The sequence below is a fragment of the Micromonospora eburnea genome, assembly GCF_900090225.1.
Taxonomy (GTDB): domain Bacteria; phylum Actinomycetota; class Actinomycetes; order Mycobacteriales; family Micromonosporaceae; genus Micromonospora; species Micromonospora eburnea.
This window is the reverse complement of the sequence record NZ_FMHY01000002.1, coordinates 5,890,940-5,910,144: the sequence shown is the minus strand read 5'-3', so window position 1 is coordinate 5,910,144 and position 19,205 is coordinate 5,890,940. Positions and strand designations below refer to the sequence as shown.

Here is a 19,205-nt window from a genome sequence, read left to right as displayed (position 1 = left end):
CCCCGCTCCCGTCCCCTCGCACCGGCCCGGACGGGAGCGGGGGGAGCCCTCAGGCGGCCTCCGCCGCGGCCGGCTCGTCGGCCGCCCCGACCTGGGCCGGTACGGCCTCGACGTGGTGTCCCTGGCGCAGGTGCTTGTTGTTGCGCGGCTCCTGCCGGGTCTTCGCGTCGTTGAGCCGGCGGCGCAGGTCGTCCCGGACGTCGTTGAGCGCGGCGTGCAGCTCCTCCTCGGCCGAGGTGGTGACGATCTTCTGCCGGCCCGCGATCCAGCACTCCAGGGTCACCTTCTGCCCCCGGGCCTCGCGATTCTTGACCGACACCTCCAGTTCGGTGGCGTCGGCGTGGAACCCGGCGAGCCGGGCGTCCAGGGTGGCGAACCGTTCGGCGATCCAGTTGCGGTCGCCCTGGGAGAACCCGGCGCCGACCCGCAGGCACTCGGCCACGGTCGCGGGGTTCGCCACGGCGCTCATCGCCCGGCCCCCACGGGCGTCGGTACGGGGTGCGCGGATGGTCATCTCGCTGCCCTTTCTCTCGGTTGATCGACTCCTACCCGGTCGGGTGGCGTCCGGAACCCCTGACCTCGGTGTCCCGGTCGGCACTTCTGATCATGCTGCGCCGCAGGTCGCCGCTGTAGGGGCAGTGGTCCCTAGCAGACGGGACCTTGATCAGGTGGTTGTCCACAGCCGGTCCGTCGTCCACAGGCGCGGCCGGCGCCGCTGGTGACCGGGTCTCCGCCGGTCGAGGCTCGGCCCTGACAAGCCGAGTCTCTGTGGAGGGGCGATGTTCGACACCTATGTAACGATTATCGGTAATGTTCTGACCGCGCCGGAGTGGCGCCGCACCACACAGAGCAACACCCTGGTGGCCAATTTCAAGGTCGCCTCCACCGCTCGCCGGCTGGACCGGGACAGCGGCCGCTGGGTCGACGGGAACAGCCTGCGGGTGCGGGTGAACTGCTGGCGCAAGCTGGCCGAGGGGTGGCCGCCTCGGTGATGGTCGGCGACCCGGTGGTTGTCGTCGGCCGGCTCTACACCCGTGACTGGACCGACGACGCGGGCAACCACCGCACGCTCTACGAGTTGGAGGCGGTCGCGGTCGGCCACGACCTGTCCCGGGGCCGGGGCCGTTTCCTGCGCAACCGGCCCGGCATGACCACCAGCACCGTCGAGGACGCCGAGGCCGAGCGCCGGGTGCACGGCGAGGAGACCGAGCCGGTGCCGGTCGCGCACGTGCCGGCCACCCTCGACGACCGGCCGTTCGACGACGATTTCGAGCTGCCGGAGTTCGCCACGCGGGCCGCCCACGACCTGTCGGAGTTCCCCGGGCGGGACGGGCACGAGCTGTCGGGCGACCCGGCCGGGCTGGCGGGTGACACCGACGGGCTGGTCGACCCGTTCGACTCGCCGGCCGGGGAGGCCGGTGATGACGACGGGGACGACGAGTTGGCCCCCGAACCCGACGAGGACAGCGGCGAGACGCCCCCCACGCCCGACGCCGGCGATGTCACCCCGACCGGTCCGGGCCGCCGGGGGCGGCGGCGGACGCCGGTGCCGGCCTGAGCGACCGCTTCGTACCGGGGCGGGGCGGCGACGCCGAGGTGGCCGCCCCGCCGTACGACTAGGCTGGCCGGCCGGAGGTGGTGACGGGTGCGGCAGGTGACCGCGATGGCGAACGCGGCGGGACTGGTGGCGGGCTACGCCCTGGACGCGCTGCTGGGTGACCCCCGCCGGTGGCACCCGGTGGCCGGTTTCGGCCGGGCGGCCGGGGCACTGGAGCAACGGATCCACCGGCCGGACCGATCGGCCGGCGCGGCGTTCACCGCGCTCGCCGTCGGTGCGCCGGTGCTGCTCGGCGCCGCCGCCACGCTCGCCACCCGACGTCGGCCGCTGGCCCGAGCGGCGCTGGTGGCCGCCGGCACCTGGACCGTGCTGGGCGGTCGTACCCTGCGGCACGAGTCGACGGTGATGGCTCGGGCGCTGCGCGACGGCGACCTGCCCGCCGCCCGCAGCCGGCTCAACCATCTCTGTGGTCGGGACCCCGCCGCGCTGGACGAGCCGGAACTGGCCCGGGCCACCGTCGAGTCGGTCGCCGAGAACACCTCCGACGCGGTCGTCGCGCCGCTGGCCTGGGGTGCGATCGCCGGGCTGCCCGGCCTGCTCGGCTACCGGGCGGCGAACACGCTCGACGCGATGGTCGGGCACCGCTCGCCCCGCTACGCCCGCTTCGGCACCCCGGCCGCGCGCCTGGACGACCTGCTCAACCTCGTTCCGGCCCGGCTGACCGGGTTGCTCACCATCGCGGTCGCGCCGGTCGCCGACGGGGACCGGAGAGCCGCCTGGCGGATCTGGCGCCGGGACCGCAACGACCACCCGAGCCCGAACGCCGGCCAGTGCGAGGCCGCGATGGCCGGCGCGCTCGGCGTACGGCTGGGCGGGCGGAACGTCTACTTCGGGCGTTCCGAGACCCGGCCATTCCTCGGCGACGGGCCCCGGGCCGAGGCGCGGCACCTGGAACGGGCCGCCCGGATCTCCGGCGCGGTCGGCGTGGCCGCGCTCGGCCTCGCCGCGGCCTACCCGCTGACCGTTGGCCGCCTGGTCGGCGCGGCCGCCCGTTCTGCGCTGCGCCGGACCGTGAGGAGGGGGCGGTGAGCGGCGGGCTGCTGGTCGCCGGCACCACCTCCGACGCGGGCAAGAGCGTGCTCACCGCCGGTATCTGCCGGTGGCTGTGGCGTCGGGGCGTCCGGGTGGCGCCGTTCAAGGCGCAGAACATGTCCAACAACTCGGCCGTCGTGGTCGGCCCCGACGGGCGCGGCGGCGAGATCGGCCGGGCCCAGGCGATGCAGGCGGCCGCCTGCGGGCTCGCCCCGGACCTGCGCTTCAATCCGGTGCTGCTCAAGCCGGGCAGCGACCACGCCAGCCAGGTGGTGCTGCTCGGCGAGGCGGTCGACACGATCACCGCCGGCAACTACCGGCAACTGCGTCCCCGGCTCGCCGAGACCGCGTACGCGGCGCTGGCCGAGCTGCGGTCGGCGTACGACGTGGTGATCTGCGAGGGCGCCGGCAGCCCTGCCGAGATCAACCTGCGGGCCGGCGACTACGTGAACATGGGGCTGGCCCGGCACGCCGGCCTGCCCACCATCGTGGTCGGTGACATCGACCGGGGTGGCGTGTTCGCCTCGATGTTCGGCACCGTCGCGCTGCTCGATCCGGCCGACCAGGCCCTGGTCGCCGGCTTTGTGATCAACAAGTTCCGGGGTGATCCGGGGCTGCTCCGGCCGGGGCTGGACATGCTGCACCGGGTGACCGGCCGGCCCACGTACGGGGTGCTGCCCTGGGAGCTGGACCTCTGGCTGGACGCCGAGGACTCGCTCGCGTACGGCCGGGTGCTCGGCCGGCCGGCGGCGCCTCGGGGCACTGACTGGCTCGACGTGGCGGTGGTCCGGCTGCCCCGGATCAGCAACGCCACCGACGTCGAGGCCCTGGCCACCGAGCCGGGGGTGCGGGTGCGGCTGACGATCGAGCCGGCCGAGTTGGCCGCCGCCGACCTGGTGGTGCTACCCGGCTCCAAGTCGACCGTGGCCGACCTGGCCTGGCTACGGGAGACCGGCCTGGCCGACGCCGTCACGGCGCACGCCGCCGCCGGCCGGCCGCTGCTCGGCATCTGCGGCGGGTTCCAGATGCTGGCCCGGACCATCCACGACCCGGTGGAGAGCGGCCGGGGCAGTGTCCCCGGGCTCGGGCTGCTGCCCATCGAGGTGACCTTCGACGCGCGCAAGACGGTCCGCCGGGCCACCGGTACCGCCGCCGGTGACGTCCCAGTCCAGGGCTACGAGATCCATCACGGGTACGTCTCCGCCGCCGACCCGGCTCTGCCGCCGCTGCTCCGGTACGCCAACGGCGTCGGTGAGGGAGCCCGGCTCGGTGCCGTGCACGGCACCCACTGGCACGGCACCTTCGAGTCCGACGAGTTCCGCCGCCGATTCCTCACCGAGGTCGCCCGGTCGGCCGGTCGCACCGGCTTCAAGGTCGCCCCGGACACCGCGTTCGCCGCCGCCCGCGAGCGGACCCTGGACCTGCTCGGCGACCTGGTGGAGGAGCACCTGGACACCGACGCGCTGTGGCGACTGATCGAGTCCGGCCCGCCGCCGGCCCTACCGTTCATCCCGCCGGGCGCGCCGACCGGCTGACCTGGCCGGCTGAGCCCGACCGGCACGCCGCCCGACCGGCACGCCGCCCGACCGGCTTGGGCCCGACCGGCACGCCGCCCGACCGGCTTGAGCCTGACCAGCACGCCGCCCGACCGGCGTGCCGCCCGACCGGCTGAACCCGACCGGCTGAACCCGGCCCGCCGAGGCCGAACGGGCCTCGCTCGCCGGCAGGCAGCCCAGGTGCTCTGCTCAGTAGCGCACGTCGGCGGGGCGCTCAGACATCGGCAGTCCCGACTCCCGCCAGTTCTGCACGCCCCCGATCATGTCCGTGGCCTGGCGCAGGCCGAGTGCCTGGAGGCTGGCCGCGGCCAGGCTGGAGCTGTAGCCCTCGGCGCACACCACCACGATCCGCCGGTCGTACCCGATCGCCTCGGGGATGCGCCAGGCGCTGGCCGGGTCCAGCCGCCACTCCAGCACGTTCCGCTCGATGACGATCGCGCCGGGCAGTTCGCCCTGCTCGCGTCGCTGCGCCTCGGGACGCGTGTCGACCAGCAGCGCGCCCTGACGGACCGCTTCGACGGTCTCGTGCGGGGTGAGCCGGCGGAGCCCGGCCCGGGCCTGTTCCAGCAGGGCGTCGATGCCCGGACTCATCACGTCATGGAGCACCACCCGATGATGCCGCTGACGGCGCCGGCCCGACCGGCGAACGACCTGCTCAAGCCCAGGATCAAGCGGACGGGGGACCCCGCGACACCCCCGGAGCGGCCCCCGGCCCCCGGCCCCCGGCCCCCGGCCGCCGGCCCCCGGCCCCCGGCCGCCGGCCCCCGGCCGCCGGCCGCCGGTCGCGGTCCGGGCCGCGGTTTCCGGGAAGGTGGCCCCTCGCGGCAGCTGGCAGGCAACAGTTTCCGCGAAACTGCGCCGTCGGGGCCGGTACGCGGCGACAGCGAAGTGGGCGGTGGGATGAGCGCGGGCCGACGGCGTTAGCGTTTCTCGGGTGACGGAGGCGGTGGTCGAGGCGTACGCCGGGCTGGCCGAGCGGGTGCTCGCCGGGCCGGCACGGTTGGGGCGTACCCGACTGGTGGCGGTCGACGGGCCGAGCGGTGCGGGCAAGAGCGTCTTCGCGGCGCGCCTCGCGGACGCCTTCGCCGCGCTGCCCGGCAGCGACCGGCCACCGGTGGTCCGCACCGACGACCTGCTCGACGGCTGGGACGACCAGCTCACCTTCTGGCCCCGGCTGGAGCGCTGGGTGCTCGGGCCGGTACGCGCGGGTCGGTCCGGCGCGTACCGAACGTACAGCTGGGAGCGGCGTCGTTTCCTGGACCGCGAGGTATCGGTTCCGGCCGGCCCGGTGCTCGTCGTGGAGGGGGTGAGCGCCGCGCGGGCCGCTGTCCGACCGGAGCTGACCCTGTCGGTCTTCGTTACCGCGCCGGCGGAGCTGCGACTGTCCCGGGCGCTCGCCCGCGACGGCGCGGCGATCCTGCCCGAACTGCGCCGCTGGCACGCCGGAGAACGGGCGCACTTCGCGGCCGACGGCACCGAAGCCGGGGTGGATCTCGTGGTCGATGGTGCCGCGGCCCTGGCGCACGACCCCGACCGGTACTACGTCCGCCGCCGCTGACCGACCGGACCGGTACTACGTCCGCCGCCGCTGACCGACCGGACGTCCCGGCGAAACCGGGCGTTCACCTGGCGGAGTCCCCGGCGGCCGGGGGCAGCGCGGCGGCCTCGGGGGTTGGCCTGCGGTAAGGCCGGCATACGATGCCGGTCATGACCACACCGATCCTGTCCGAGTCCGAGGTGCGGGCCGCCGTCGAGCGCGAGCTGCCCGGAGTCCGTGCCGACCTGGAACGCCTCGTCCGTATCCCGGGCATCGCCTTCGAGGGCTTCGACCACTCGCACCTGGAGCGTTCCGCCGAGGCGGTGGCGGAGCTGCTGCGCGGCTGCGGCCTCGACACGAAGATCGTGCGTTCCGGCGGGCAGCCGGCGGTTATCGGGAAGAAGGCGGCCCCGCCCGGCGCGCCCACCGTGCTGATGTACGCCCACCACGACGTCCAGCCGGTCGGCGACCTGACCCTGTGGGAGTCGGACCCGTTCGAGCCGGTGGAGCGGGACGGTCGCCTCTACGGCCGGGGCGCCGCCGACGACAAGGCCGGCATCATGGCGCACGTCGCCGCGCTGCGCGCGTTCGGCGACCAGCTCCCGGTCGGTGTGGTCCTCTTCATCGAGGGTGAGGAGGAGTACGGCTCGGACTCGCTGGAGCGGCTGCTCGCCGAGCACCGCGACGAGCTGACCTCCGACGTCATCGTGATCGCCGACTCGACCAACTGGGACGTCGGCGTGCCCGCGCTGACCACCTCGCTGCGCGGCATCGTCAACTGCTTCGTGGAGGTACGCACCCTGGACCACGCCGTGCACAGCGGCATGTTCGGCGGTGCCGTGCCGGACGCCCTCACCGCGCTGGTCAGGCTGCTCGCCACGCTGCACGACGACGCCGGGAACGTGACCGTCGAGGGGCTGGTCGGCCGGGAGGGCGCGAGCGTGGACTACCCCGAGGAGCGGTTCCGCGCCGAGGCGGGGCTGGTCGAGGGGGCCGAACTCTTCGGCACCGGCCGGATCACCGAACGGCTCTGGACCAAGCCGGCTCTCGCGGTGCTCGGCATCGACGCCCCGGCCACCGCCGAGGCGCCGAACGCGCTCGTCCCGTCGGCGAAGGCGAAGCTGAGCGTACGGCTGGCGCCGGGCGACGATCCGAAGAAGGCGTACGCCGCGCTGACCGCTCACCTGGAGAAGCACGCGCCGTGGGGCGCGCGGGTGACGGTGACCTTCGAGCACGACGGCTCGCCCTGCGTCATCGACGCCACCGGGCCGATGTTCGCGGCGGCGCGCGAGGCTTTCCGGGGCGCCTGGGACGGCACCGACCCGGTCGACATCGGCGTGGGCGGCTCGATCCCGTTCATCGCCACCTTCCAGGAGATGTTCCCGGAGGCGGCGATCCTGGTGACCGGCGTGGAGGACCCGCACGCCCGGGCGCACGGGCCGAACGAGAGCCTGCACCTGGGCGAGTTCGCCCGGGTCTGCCTGGCCGAGGCGCTGCTGCTGGCGAAGGTCGCCGAGGCGGGCGCGAACCGGCGGTGAAGGTGTCGGAACCGTAACTTCCGGGTCGATGTCGGAGTTTGCGGTGTGTCGGGCGCAGGGGTGTTATAGCCTTTCGAACATGCGTACGAATGAGGAGATGGCGCGGCTTCAGGCCGCCGTCAGCGCTCTGGGAGACGTCCACGTCTCCGCGTGGCCCGAGGACACGCTCAAGGACCGGCTCGGCGAGCTCTCCGCCACGCTGGTCACGCTCGACGCGCTGCTCACCCGGGTCGCCGACGAGGTCCGCGCCCGTGGCCTGCGGATCGAGGAGCCGGTCCCGGCTTGACCGGGACCGGCCCCTCGGGCGGCGGCTGCCTGACCGACTCGGGATCCGACAAGTTGTTCTTCCGTTCGCCGGACACCGTGGGATGCGGCACGCTGAGTGGATCATCGGCCGGGGGACCGGCACGCTGAGTGGACCACCCGCCGGAGACCACGGGGTGCCGCGACCCGGAGCGGGTCGGCGTCCGGCCGTGGGCCGGCCGGGAGGCGTCCGGCCGGGCGGCGCACGGGATCCGTCGCCTGGCCGGGATGCGCCGCCGTGTCGGGGGTGGCTGGCAGGATGGGATCCGTGCGGTTTCTCGACCTGGCGGCCACCTCCGCCGCGGTGGGGGCCACCAGCGGCCGGCGGGCCAAGGTGGAGCTGCTCGCCGCCGCGCTGCGTTCGCTCGATCCGGCCGAGGTTCCGGCGGGCGCCGGCTACCTCGCCGGTGAGCTGCGCCAGCGGCAGACCGGTGTGGGTTGGGCCGGCCTGCGTGACCTGCCGCCGCCGGCCGTCGAGCCGACGTTGACCGTGGCCGACGTCGACGCGGCCGTCGACGGGATCGCCGCGGTACGCGGCCCCGGCTCGCAGGCCCGCCGCCGCGAGCTGCTGCACCGGCTCTTCGCCGCGGCCACCACCGACGAGCAGCGGCTACTGGTCGGCCTGTTCCGCGGCGAGCTGCGCCAGGGCGCCCAAGCCGGCCTGCTCGCCGAGGCCGTGGCCCGGGCCGCCGAGGTGCCCGTGGCGGTGGTCCGCCGGGCGCTGCTGCTCGCCGGCGACCTGCGGGCGGTGGCGGTGGCGGCGCTCTCCGGCGGTGCGGCGGCGCTGGCCGGGTTCGGCCTCCAGGTGGGCCGCCCGCTGGCTCCGATGCTGGCGCAGAGCGCCCCGACAGTCGACGAGGCGCTCACCGCCACCGGCGTTCCGGCGGTGGTCGACGTGAAGCTCGACGGCATCCGCATCCAGGTGCACCGGTCCGGCCCGGACATCGCGGTCTTCTCCCGCAGCCTCGACGACATCACCGCCCGGCTGCCCGAGGTGGTGGCGGCCGTCCGCGCGCTGCCCGGGCGGGAGTTGGTCCTCGACGGCGAGGCGATCGGGCTGGACGCCACCGGCCGCCCACTGCCCTTCCAGCAGACCTCCAGCCGGGCGGCCCGGCGCACCACCCCCAGCGTCACCGGGGGTACGCCGGTGGCGCCCGCGGTGCTCGCCGCCGCCGAGCGGACCGGCGAGACCGTGCTGACGCCGTACTTCTTCGACCTGCTGCATCTCGACGGCACGGATCTGATCGACCGGCCCGGCCGGGAGCGGTGGGCCGCCCTGGCCGGCGCGGTCGACTCGACGCTGCTGGTCGGCCGGGTCGAGGTGGACGGCCCGGAGCAGGCCGGTGCCGCCTTCGCGGCGGCCATCGCCGCCGGGCAGGAGGGGGTGGTGGTGAAGGACCCGGCCGCCCCCTACGACGCCGGCCGGCGCGGTTCGGCCTGGATCAAGGTCAAGCCCCGGCACACCCTCGACCTGGTCGTGCTCGCGGTCGAGTGGGGCAGCGGCCGGCGGCAGGGTTGGCTCTCCAACCTGCACCTCGGCGCCCGCGACCCGCGCACCGGCGAGTTCGTCATGCTCGGCAAGACGTTCAAGGGGCTCAGCGACGAGTTGCTGCGCTGGCAGACCGAACGCTTCCTCGACCTGGCCGTGGAGCGGGGCGACTGGGTGGTCCGGGTCCGCCCCGAGCAGGTGGTCGAGATCGCGTTCGACGGGGTGCAGACCAGCAGCCGCTACCCGGGCGGGGTGGCGCTGCGCTTCGCCCGGGTGGTGCGCTACCGGAACGACAAGACCGCGGCCGAGGCCGACACGATCGACGACGTACGCGCCATCCACGCCGGGCGGGTCAGCGGGTGAGTCGGCGGGCACCGGAGGCGGACACGACGGCCACCTCCGGCGCCCTGGGCGGTCAGCCGACCGACAGCGACCGGGCGTAGTTGACCTGGTTGTTGATGTGCTGCACCTGGGACTGGTCCACCACGGGGATCCGAGCCTGGTACTGGCGGTCACCGCTGGTCACCGTCACCAGCACCGTCCCGTGGTGCTTGGTCTCCTTGATCAGCAGGAAGAGCAGGCTGAACACGGTCAGGCAGAAGAAGCCGAGGATGGCGCAGACCATCGCCCACGTCGCGATCTTCTCCTCCTTCTGCCAGTGGTCGACCACGTGCCAGGAGGAGCCGGCGAGCGGCATCACGCCGGCCGGCGTACGGATCATCGGCGGCGTCACCATGATCTCGCCGATCTGCACGGCCACCACGGACTGCGCGGGCGGCAGCGGTCCCAACGGCGGGTGCGGCCCGGGCCGGGCCACGAGTTCCCCGGACTGCGGCGCCGGCGGCGCGGAGAAGGCGGGCGGTGCGGAGAACTGCGCGGTCGCGGGCGGGGCGGGCGGTGCCGGGAACTGCGCGGTCGCGGGTGGGGCGGAGAACTGCGCTGCCATGGGCGGGGCGGGCGGTGCCGGGAACTGCGCGGCCGCGGGCGGGGCCGGGACGGCGGGGGGCGCGGCCATCGGAGGTGGCGTGGGCGCCGGCGGTGACGCGGGGAACGGGTTCGGCGGAACGGCGGCGAACGGCGCGGTCGGCGGGACCCCACCGTCCGCCGATCCGGCGGGCAGCGCCGGGAACCGCTCGGTGGGCGGCGCTTCGGCGGGCGGCATGGCGGCCCAGGGGTCGTACGCCGGGTGCCTCTGGGTCGGCGGCTCGGCGGGCGGTGGAGGCATCGTGGGATCAGGGGTCGTCACCGGACCCCCTCACTGCTGCTGATCATGGACGGACCCTACCCGTGATCGCGCTGCCCCAGGTGCCCACCTGGCTCCGGGCCGGGCTGCCGGCGGGGTCAGGCGGAGGCGCTGGAGGCGGGCTCGGTTGCCCGGTCGGCGGGCGTACGCGGCCCGTCCAGGCCGGCCATGCGCCGCGCCTCCCGGCGCGCCACCCAGCCGTAGCCGACGAGGCTCATGCCGGCGAAGAGCCACCACTGCACCACGTACCCGAAGTTCTGCCAGTTGTTGGTGTGCCCGATCGGCACCGCCTGGAACGTCGGGTCGGCCGCGGGCGTCTGCTGGTCGAGCAGCAGGTAACCGCCCGCCACCGGATACGGCAACTGCCCCGCGATGCGGGAGATGCTGATCCGCCGGGTCTCCAGCTTGCCGTTGCGCCGGTCGACGGTGCCACCGCCGCTCTCGCTGGACACCACCCGGCCGGTGACCGTCACCTCGCCGGTCGGCGTGGCGGGCACGGTCGGCTGGGCGGTGGCGCCACCGCCCGGAACGGGCGGGATCCAGCCCCGGTCGACCAGCACGGCGGTGCCGTCGGCGAGGACCAGCGGGGTGAGTACCTCGAAGCCGACCTCGCGGTCGACCGTCCGGCCGCGCACCAGGACGATGTTGGCGGTGTCGTACCGGCCGGTGGCGGTGGCCATGGTCCAGGTGGCCTGCTCGGCCGGGGCGGGGCCGGTGCTGCCGGCCCCGCCGGTCGGTGCCGGCAGGGCGTCGCGCAGCGGCGCGGGGGCCATCGCCGACCCGGCGTCGATCCGCTCGTTGATCGCGGTACGGCCCCGGTAGCGGTCCAGCTGCCAGTTGCCGAGGAACACCATCAGCGCGGCGGCGACCAGGGTCAGCGCGAGATAGCCCAGCCAGCGCGGGGTCAGCAGGAACCGGTACACGTTTGCCAAGGCTACCCGGCCGGGCGTGACCGCTGACCTGGGGCGGGCCGTAACCGACCGGTCGGCGGCCGTCGCGGGCCGGTCGGGGCGGGTATGGTCACGCGGGCGGAATCCACCCCGTACCACCCACCGGTACGCCCCCGTCGCCTGCGAGGAGTCGATGATGACCGTCGTACCGCGCGTCGTGCTCAGCGCACCTTCCTCGGGGCACGGCACCGGTGCCCTCGCCCTCGGTCTGCTCGCCGCCCTCGCCGACCGAGGGCTGGCGGTGGCCGGCTTCAAGATCGGGCCGGATCAGGTGGACGCGGCGTACCTCGGGCTGGCCGCCGGGCGTCCCGGGCGGAACCTCGACCCTCGGCTGGTCGGGCCGGCGCGGGTCGCCCCGCTCTTCGCGCACGGCGCGGCCGGGGCCGGGTTCGCCCTGGTGCAGGGCACCATGGGCCTCTACGACTCGATCGCCGGCCGCCCCGAGACCGAGTCCACCGCCGCCGTCGCCACCGCGCTGCGCAGCCCCGTGGTGCTGGTGGTGGACGTGGCCGCGATGGGCCAGTCGGTGGCCGCCCTGGTGCACGGCTTCCGGGCGTACGACGAGCAGCTCTGGCTGGGCGGGGTGATCCTCAACCGGGTGGCGTCGTCCCGGCACGAGGAGATGCTGCGCGAGGCGCTCGACGACATCGGGGTGCCGGTCTATGGCGCGCTGCGCCGCCACGAGCTGCCCCCGGTGCTCCCCGCCCGAAGGCAGGGCGTGGTGCCGGTGGTGCGGCGCGACGAAGAGGCGCTGCGGGCGGTGCGCCGGCTCGGCGAGGCGGTGAGCGGAACCGTTGACCTGGACCGGCTGCTGGTGCTGGCCCGTTCCGCGCCGGAGCTGGCCGTCGAGCCCTGGTCACCCGCACCGGCGGCCGAGCCGCCGACCGGGGAGCGTCCGGTGGTGGCGCTCGCCGGCGGACCGGGCGGCAGCTACAGCCATCCCGAGACCGCCGAGCTGCTGCGCGCCGCCGGGGCCGAGGTGGTCACCGTCGACCCGCTGCGCGACGAGGCCCTGCCTGCCGGGACCCGCGCGCTCGTCGTTGGCGGCGGGCTTCCCGAGTCGTACGCGGAGCAGCTCTCCGCCAACCGCCGGCTCTGTATCGCGGTGGCCGAGCTGGCCCGGACCGGCCGGCCGGTGATCGCCGAGGGCGCCGGCCTGCTGTGGCTGGTCCGGGAGTTGGACGGGCTGCCCATGTGTGGGGTGCTGGACGCGACCGGGACCAGCCGGGACGGCCTGGTGGCCGGCTACCGGGAGGCCACCGCCCGCAGTGACAGCCCAATGGCCCGGGCCGGCACCGTGGTGGTCGGGTACAAGCAGCACGCGGCGGTGCTCACCCCGCGGGCCGGCGAGCGGGCGGCGTGGAGCTGGGACGGCGGCGCCCCGGAGGGCTTCGTGTGGCGCGGTGTGCACGCCTCGCAGCTGGTGCCGCACTGGGCGGCGTACCCGGAGATCGCGGCCCGGCTGGTCGCGGCGGCCGGGGCGGCCGTGGAGGCCCCGGCGTGATCGGGCAGGTGGCCGTGCGCCGCTTCCCGGAGCTGACCGTGTCGACCCCGCGCACCGAGGTACGCCGGCTGGCGCCGGCGGACGCCGAGGCGGTCGATGAGGTGTTCGCGGACCGGCAGACCCAGCGCTGGCTGCCGCTGGCCGACTCGTCCGGGCAGATCGACGGGGCGGCGTGGTGCACGGAGCTGGCCCGGCAGCGGCGGGACAGCGGCGACGGCGACCACTACGCGGTGGTCCGCCGCGAGGACGAGCGGGTGGTGGGTTGCCTCTGGACCCGGCGCACCGACTGGGGTGCCCGGCTGACCGAGGTGTCGTACGCGATCGCCCCGCACGCCCGCGGGTATGGCCTGGCCGCCGAGGCGGTGGACGCGGTCGCCATCGCGCTGATTCTGGAGCACGGTTTCCAGCGGGTCGAGCTGCGGGTGGCGCCGGGGAACGTGGCGTCCCGGCGGGTGGCCGAGAAGGCCGGTTTCAGCTACGAGGGCCTGCTGCGCAACGCCGGCTTCGTCCGCGGCGCCCGGGCAGACCTCGAACTCTGGTCCTTCGTAACCGCCGACCTCCACTGACCCACCCACCCCCCCACCCACCACCCCCCACCCCCGCCCACAAAGGCGATCAAGAGGTTCGCGTCAGGATCCGCGCGATCCCGGACGCAAACCTCTTGATCAACTAACCCGGGCGCACCCCCGGGCGGTCCGTCGTCGGATCAGCCGACGATTTGGTCGGAGGGTGGGGTGAACTGGCGGACGGGCTGGTTCTTCAGGGCGTCGCGCAGGGTGTTCGCCACAGCCTCGACCGGCACCTGGGACATGCCGTCGCCCACCGCGTTGAACGGGTTGTCCGGGTCGGCGACGAAGCTCGCCGCGGCCAGCTCCGGGGTGTAGCCGGCGAACCAGGCCGACCGGGTGCTGTCGGTGGTGCCGGTCTTGCCGGCGACCGGGCGGCCGACCGTCCCCCGGACGCTGTCGGCGGTGGACCAGCCGCCGCAGCTGCCCTTGGCCGGGGTGTCGCCGGTCGGGCAACGCGCGGCGTCGGTGGCGGCCCGGGCCGCGTCCGCGCTGACCACCTGCCGGCAGCGCGGCTTCGCGACCTCGCGTTCCACCCCGCCGGGCGTCTTGTACATGGCCGGCGTGCCGTCCCGGTTCAGGATCGAGAGCACCGGGATCGCCTCGCAGTACCGGCCCTCGGCGGCGACCGCGGCGTACGCGTTGGCCACCTCCAGGGGGGTGGCGTCGGAGACGCCCAGGGTGAACGCCCCCCACTTGTTGGCCTGGCCCGGCGCGGCGTGTTCGCGGTCCACGTCGGTACGCCAGCGCAGCCCGAGCTGTTCGGCCAGGCGGACCCCCTTCTCCGCGCCGACCTTCTCCTCCAACTGGACGAAGAAGGTGTTGACCGACTTGCCGAAGCCGGACCACATGGTCTGCACGCCGGTCATCGCCCCGCTGGCGTTGACCGGGGCCCATCCGTCGTAGATGGCCGACTGGTACTTGAACGGCGAGTTGATGGTGTCGGAGAGCTTCGTGCCGGAGTTGAGCGCGGCGAGCATCGTGAACATCTTGAACGTCGACCCGGCCTGGTAGCCCGGGAGCGTGCCCCCGCCGAGCAGTGGCGCGACCGTGTTCGGGTAGTTCGCCTTGATGTTCGGGCCGGCCTCCGGGTTGGAGCTGTTCGGGTTCTCGCTCAGGTCGAGCGAGTAGGTCCGGTTCACCGCCATCGCCTTGATCCGTCCGGTGCCCGGCTCGGCGACCACGATGCCGTTGGCGAACGGGCTGCCCGTGGCGTCCTTGGCGCCCACGTTCTTCTCCGCCGTCTCCTGGATCTTCGGGTCGAGGGCGAGCACGATCCGGTAGCCGCCCCGACGTAGTTTGTCCATCCGTTCCAGCCCGTTCTCCCCGAACGCGGGCTGGGTGCTCCACCAGTTCTTCAGGTAGTCGCAGTAGAAGCCCCAGGTCGCCTTGTACTTGTCCAGCATCGAGGCGCAGTCGTTCGGCGGGTTGGTCAACTTCAGCTGGATCGGCTCGGCCTTGGCCTTGGTGACCGCGTCCGGCGACATGTAGCCGAGGCGGGCCATGTTGTCGAGCACGTAGTTGCGCCGGGCGAAGGCGTCCTTCTGGTCGGAGGTGATCGGGTCGTACTCCGACGGGGACTTCACCAGGCCGGCCAGGGTAGCCGCCTCGGTCTGGGTGAGGGTGTCCGGGGTCTTGGAGAAGAAGATCTGCGCGGCCGCGTAGATCCCGTACGCCCGGTGGCCGAAGTAGGCCGAGTTCAGGTAGCGCTCCAGGATCTGTTCCTTGCTGAGCTCCTTCTCGATGTCCAGCGCCATGCGCATCTCCTTGACCTTGCGCAGGCTGGTCTGCTGGGTGGCCTCCTGGACCTCCTTCGGCGTTTTCGCGCTGTCCCGCAGGGCCATCCGGACGTACTGCATGGTCAGCGTGGAGGCACCCTGGGAGACTCCGCCGGAGCGGGAGTTGGCCACGAAGGCCCGGGCCACGCCCTTCGGGTCGACGCCGCGGTGCTGGTAGAAGCGGTTGTCCTCGGCGGCGACGATCGCCTGTTGGATGTTCGGGGACATGTCCTCGATCTTGGTGTACTTCCGGTACTCCTCGTAGAACATCGTCAGCACCGTCTTGCCGTCCGGCGCGTAGAGGTACGAGGTCTCGGCGGGTAGCGCGGTCTTCAGGATGCTCGTCTTCTGCTCCACTGCGTGCGCGGTGGCCTTGGCGCCGATGCCGGTGAGGGCGGCCAGTGGATACATCGCGGCGGCGACCACGATGCCGGCGATCAGTCCGGCGCGGAGGAGGGGAACGGCACGACCAGCGGAGGCAAGGGGTCGATTGCTCACGAGGTCAAGCTATGACATTTCCGATTCGGAAATGAGAAGAATTCATAAACGGGCGAACCGACTGCCGTGGTGACGCGACCCACGCCGGGATGCGCTGTCCCCGGCGGCGGCTTCCCGGCAGGATCGCGGACATGCGTGCTGAGCTGACCGGGCCGCCGGTCGTGACCGGGGAGCCGGCGGACGCCGATTTCGACCTCGGACACCACGGGGACGCCGAGGCGACCCCGGGCCTGGTCGACCTGGCGGTCAACGTGCGCCGCGCCCCGATGCCCGACTGGCTGGCCGATCCGCTGATCGCGGCCCTGGGCGACCTGGCCGCGTACCCGGATCCCGGGCCGGCCCGGGCCGCCGTCGCCAGCCGGCACGGGCGTCCCCCGGAGGAGGTGCTGCTCACCGCCGGCGCGGCCGAGGGCTTCGTGCTGATCGCCCGGGCCCTGCGCGACGCCCGGCGGCCGGTGGTGGTGCACCCGCAGTTCACCGAGCCGGAGGCCGCCCTGCGGGCCGCCGGGCACGCCGTCGACCGGGTGCTGCTCGACCCGGCCGACGACTTCCGGCTCGACCCGGCCCAGGTGCCCGCCGACGCCGACCTGGTGCTGGTCGGCAACCCCACGAACCCCACCTCCGTGCTACACCCGGCCGAGCTGCTTGCCGCGCTGGCCCGCCCCGGTCGCGTGCTCGTGGTCGACGAGGCGTTCGCCGACACCACCGGGGCACCCGGCGTAGCCGGCGAGCCGGAGTCCCTCGCGGCCCGCCGCGACCTGCCCGGTCTCGTGGTGGTCCGCAGCCTCACCAAGACCTGGGGGCTGGCCGGGCTGCGGGTCGGCTACCTGCTCGGCGAGGCGCCGCTGCTCGCCCGGCTCGCCGCCGCCCAGCCGCTGTGGGCGGTCTCCACCCCGGCGCTCGCCGCCGCGGCCGCCTGCGCGTCCCCGGTCGCCGTCGCGGCCGAGCGCGCCATCGCCGCCCGGCTCGCCGCCGACCGCGAACACCTGGTGGCCCGCCTGTCCGGCCTGCCCGGCGTACGCGTGGTCGGCCGCCCGGCCAGCGCCTTCGTGCTGCTCCACCGGCCCGGCGCCGCCGCCGTACGGGAGCGGCTGCGCGAGCGCGGCTGGGCGGTACGCCGGGGCGACACCTTCCCCGGGCTCGGCCCGGACTGGCTGCGGATCGCGGTGCGCGATCCGGCGACGAGCGACGCGTTCGTCGATGTGCTGACGGAGATCCTGGAGGCATGATGTTGGAGTCCACCGTGGCGGCGATCCGGCCGCTGGACGAGACCGCCATGGTGGCGGCGCGCGACCTCCAGGGCCGGCTGACCAAGCCCGCCGGCTCCCTCGGCGCCCTGGAGCCCCTCTCCGTACGGCTCGCCGGGCTGGCCGGGGCCTGCCCCCCGCCGCTGCCCGAGCCGGCCGCGGTGGCCGTCTTCGCCGGTGACCACGGCGTGTACGCCCAGGGCGTCACCCCGTGGCCGCAGGAGGTCACCGCCCAGATGATCGGCAACTTCCTGGCCGGCGGCGCGGTGGTCAACGCGTTCGCCCGGCAGGCCGGCGCGTCGGTCACCGTGGTCGACGTCGGTGTGGCCACCCCGCTCCCGGTCGACCCGGCGGCCTCCGCCGACCCGGCCGGCCCGGTGCGCTCCGTCGATTCGGCCGGCCCGCGGCTGGTCGCGGCGAACGTGCGGGCCGGTACGCGGGACATGACGGTCACCGCCGCGCTCACCCGGGACGAGGCCCGGGCGGCGGTGGAGACCGGCATCCGGGTCGCCGGGGAACTGGTCGACGGCGGGGCGGGCATCCTGCTGACCGGGGACATGGGCATCGGCAACACCACCCCGGCCGCCACGCTGGTCGCCGCGTTCACCGGGGTCGACCCGGCCGAGGCGACCGGGCGGGGCACCGGGGTGGACGACGAGACGTACCAGCGGAAGGTCGCCGTGGTGCGGGCCGCGCTCGACCGGCACGCGCCCGACCCGGCCGATCCGCTCGGCGTGCTGGCCGCGGTCGGTGGGCTGGAGCACGCGGCGCTGGCCGGGCTGATCCTGGGCGCCGCCGCCCGCCGGGTGCCGGTGCTGCTGGACGGGGTGATCGCGGTCAGCGGCGCGCTGGCCGCCGCCGCGTTCGCGCCGGACGCGGTCGGGGCGATGGTCGCCGGGCACCGCTCCGCCGAGCCGGGCGCCACGGCGGCCCTGCGGCACCTCGGCCTCGACCCGCTGATCGACCTCGGTCTGCGCCTCGGTGAGGGGACCGGCGCGCTGCTCGCCCTCCCGGTCGTCACCGGCGCGGTCCGGGTGCTGCACGAGGTGGCCACCTTCGACTCGGCGGGAGTGGTCGAGAAGTGACCGAGCCTGCGAACCGTGGGAATCCCTACCCCCTCGGGCTGCGGTTGGCCGGCCGGCGAGTGGTCGTGGTGGGTGGGGGAGCGGTGGCCACCCGCCGGGTGCCGGCGCTGCTCGACGCCGGGGCGGATGTCCTGCTGGTCGCGCCGGAGCTGACCCCGGCGCTACGGGCCCACGCCGACGCCGGCCGGCTGCGCTGGGAGCCGCGTCGCTTCGTCCCCGCCGATCTGGACGGCGCCTGGCTGGTCCAGGTGGCCGTCGACGACCGGGCCGCCGCGGCCGCGGTCAGCGCCGCCGCCGCCGAGCGCCGGATCTTCTGCGTACGCGCCGACGACCGGGTAGCGGCCACCGCGTGGACCCCGGCGGTCACCCGGCACGGCCCGGTCACCGTCGCCGTGCTCGGCGGCGGCGACCCCCGCCGCGCGATGACCGTCCGCGACGCCGTCCGCGACCTGCTGAGGGTAAGGACGGGCCCCCTGTTAACGCCTCCGGTAGAGCAGGGGCCCCTTGTTAACACCCTCGGACGGGTGGCGCTGGTCGGGGCGGGGCCGGGTGACCCCGAGCTGATCACCTTGCGGGGCTGGCGGCTGCTCACCGAGGCCGACGTGGTGGTCGCCGACCGCCTCGTTCCCGGGCTGCTGCTCGACGAGCTGCGCCCCGACGTCGAGCTGGTGGACGCCTCGAAGATCCCGTACGGTCCGTCCCGCGCGCAGGAGGAGATCAACCGGATCCTGGTGGACCGGGCCCTGGCCGGCCGGGCCGTGGTCCGGCTCAAGGGCGGTGACCCGTACGTCTTCGGCCGGGGCGGCGAGGAGTTGCTGGCCTGCGCCGAGGCGGGCGTGCCGGTGACCGTGGTTCCCGGGGTGACGAGCTCGATCGCCGTACCGGCGGTGGCCGGCGTGCCGGTCACCCACCGCGGGGTGGCGCACGAGTTCACGGTGGTCTCCGGGCACGTCGCGCCGGACTCGCCGACCTCGCTCGTCCGCTGGGACGCCCTGGCCGGCCTGCGCGGCACCCTGGTGATCCTGATGGGGCTGAAGAATCTCGCCGCGATCAGCGCGACCCTGGTCGCCTACGGCAGGCCGGCGCAGACGCCGGCGGCGGTGATCCAGGAAGGTACGACGGCCGCCCAGCGGGTGCTCCGCTCGACGCTGGGCGCGGTCGCCGCCGACGTGGCGGCCGCCGGCCTCCGCCCACCCGCGATCGTCGTGCTCGGCGACGTCGTGGGCGCCCTGGACACCTGACCGCCGCCGTTGATCATGAA

The 19,205-nt window shown here is 74.7% G+C and carries 16 protein-coding genes and 1 pseudogene; 12 read left to right on the top strand and 5 right to left on the bottom strand.

Annotated features, from left to right (window positions below; all coding sequences use genetic code 11):
* Positions 1 to 49 precede the first annotated feature (49 nt).
* Complete coding sequence (locus GA0070604_RS25575) at positions 50 to 469, bottom strand: HPF/RaiA family ribosome-associated protein (protein ID WP_244162245.1); 420 nt, start codon at positions 467 to 469, stop codon at positions 50 to 52.
* A 310-nt stretch (positions 470 to 779) separates the two neighbouring features.
* On the opposite strand from GA0070604_RS25575, the pseudogene GA0070604_RS25570 reads away from it, so the two are divergent.
* The 3 genes and pseudogenes from GA0070604_RS25570 (at position 780) to GA0070604_RS25560 (ending at position 4,185) form a co-directional block, all read left to right on the top strand.
* Positions 780 to 1,558, top strand: a pseudogene (locus tag GA0070604_RS25570) (single-stranded DNA-binding protein).
* 105 nt (positions 1,559 to 1,663) lie between these two features.
* A complete protein-coding gene (locus tag GA0070604_RS25565) occupies positions 1,664 to 2,647 on the top strand; it encodes a cobalamin biosynthesis protein (RefSeq protein ID WP_091127408.1) in 984 nt (327 codons plus the stop codon).
* On the top strand, positions 2,644 to 4,185 hold the full coding sequence (locus GA0070604_RS25560) for a cobyric acid synthase (RefSeq protein ID WP_091123843.1): 1,542 nt from the start codon (positions 2,644 to 2,646) through the stop codon (positions 4,183 to 4,185). Before GA0070604_RS25565 ends, GA0070604_RS25560 begins: the two co-directional genes overlap by 4 nt.
* A gap of 210 nt (positions 4,186 to 4,395) precedes the next feature.
* Here GA0070604_RS25560 and GA0070604_RS25555 read toward each other — a convergent pair whose 3' ends face one another.
* Complete coding sequence (locus tag GA0070604_RS25555) at positions 4,396 to 4,797, bottom strand: rhodanese-like domain-containing protein (RefSeq protein ID WP_091123840.1); 402 nt, start codon at positions 4,795 to 4,797, stop codon at positions 4,396 to 4,398.
* Positions 4,798 to 5,140: 343 nt separating this feature from the next.
* Here GA0070604_RS25555 and GA0070604_RS25545 point away from each other — a divergent pair, with 343 nt between their 5' ends.
* The 4 genes from GA0070604_RS25545 to GA0070604_RS25530 all read left to right on the top strand — a co-directional run bounded on the left by GA0070604_RS25545 (position 5,141) and on the right by GA0070604_RS25530 (position 9,436).
* Positions 5,141 to 5,764 (top strand): uridine kinase family protein, encoded by a 624-nt coding sequence (locus GA0070604_RS25545; protein ID WP_091123834.1) that lies wholly within the window; start codon positions 5,141 to 5,143, stop codon positions 5,762 to 5,764.
* Between the two features lie 149 nt (positions 5,765 to 5,913).
* Complete coding sequence (locus tag GA0070604_RS25540) at positions 5,914 to 7,281, top strand: dipeptidase (protein ID WP_091123831.1); 1,368 nt, start codon at positions 5,914 to 5,916, stop codon at positions 7,279 to 7,281.
* Between the two features lie 79 nt (positions 7,282 to 7,360).
* Complete coding sequence (locus GA0070604_RS25535) at positions 7,361 to 7,567, top strand: hypothetical protein (RefSeq protein WP_091123825.1); 207 nt, start codon at positions 7,361 to 7,363, stop codon at positions 7,565 to 7,567.
* Positions 7,568 to 7,843: 276 nt separating this feature from the next.
* The gene (locus tag GA0070604_RS25530; RefSeq protein WP_208602163.1) at positions 7,844 to 9,436 is read left to right on the top strand and encodes an ATP-dependent DNA ligase; all 1,593 of its coding nucleotides are present in this window, start codon (positions 7,844 to 7,846) and stop codon (positions 9,434 to 9,436) included.
* Positions 9,437 to 9,488: 52 nt separating this feature from the next.
* On the opposite strand, the gene GA0070604_RS32760 is transcribed toward GA0070604_RS25530, so the two are convergent.
* On the bottom strand, positions 9,489 to 10,298 hold the full coding sequence (locus GA0070604_RS32760; protein WP_091123817.1) for a hypothetical protein: 810 nt from the start codon (positions 10,296 to 10,298) through the stop codon (positions 9,489 to 9,491).
* A 116-nt stretch (positions 10,299 to 10,414) separates the two neighbouring features.
* On the bottom strand, positions 10,415 to 11,239 hold the full coding sequence (locus GA0070604_RS25520; RefSeq protein WP_091123814.1) for an SURF1 family cytochrome oxidase biogenesis protein: 825 nt from the start codon (positions 11,237 to 11,239) through the stop codon (positions 10,415 to 10,417).
* Between the two features lie 163 nt (positions 11,240 to 11,402).
* Here GA0070604_RS25520 and GA0070604_RS25515 point away from each other — a divergent pair, with 163 nt between their 5' ends.
* On the top strand, positions 11,403 to 12,770 hold the full coding sequence (locus GA0070604_RS25515) for a cobyrinic acid a,c-diamide synthase CobB (protein WP_091123810.1): 1,368 nt from the start codon (positions 11,403 to 11,405) through the stop codon (positions 12,768 to 12,770).
* Positions 12,767 to 13,336 (top strand): GNAT family N-acetyltransferase, encoded by a 570-nt coding sequence (locus tag GA0070604_RS25510; protein ID WP_091123806.1) that lies wholly within the window; start codon positions 12,767 to 12,769, stop codon positions 13,334 to 13,336. The genes GA0070604_RS25515 and GA0070604_RS25510 overlap by 4 nt, the downstream gene beginning before the upstream one ends.
* A gap of 140 nt (positions 13,337 to 13,476) precedes the next feature.
* Here the strand turns inward: GA0070604_RS25510 and GA0070604_RS25505 are convergent, their stop codons facing one another.
* Positions 13,477 to 15,612, bottom strand: coding sequence for a transglycosylase domain-containing protein (locus GA0070604_RS25505; protein ID WP_091123803.1), 2,136 nt, complete (start codon positions 15,610 to 15,612; stop codon positions 13,477 to 13,479).
* A 131-nt stretch (positions 15,613 to 15,743) separates the two neighbouring features.
* On the opposite strand from GA0070604_RS25505, the gene cobC reads away from it, so the two are divergent.
* From cobC to cobA, 3 genes are read left to right on the top strand one after another with little or no spacing between them, the layout of a single operon-like run.
* The gene (cobC, locus tag GA0070604_RS25500) at positions 15,744 to 16,841 is read left to right on the top strand and encodes an Rv2231c family histidinol phosphate aminotransferase CobC (protein WP_091123800.1); all 1,098 of its coding nucleotides are present in this window, start codon (positions 15,744 to 15,746) and stop codon (positions 16,839 to 16,841) included.
* Positions 16,841 to 17,944, top strand: coding sequence for a nicotinate-nucleotide--dimethylbenzimidazole phosphoribosyltransferase (gene cobT / locus GA0070604_RS25495; RefSeq protein ID WP_091123798.1), 1,104 nt, complete (start codon positions 16,841 to 16,843; stop codon positions 17,942 to 17,944). Before cobC ends, cobT begins: the two co-directional genes overlap by 1 nt.
* A complete protein-coding gene (gene cobA / locus GA0070604_RS25490; protein ID WP_091123794.1) occupies positions 17,941 to 19,185 on the top strand; it encodes a uroporphyrinogen-III C-methyltransferase in 1,245 nt (414 codons plus the stop codon). The genes cobT and cobA overlap by 4 nt, the downstream gene beginning before the upstream one ends.
* Positions 19,186 to 19,205 lie beyond the last annotated feature (20 nt).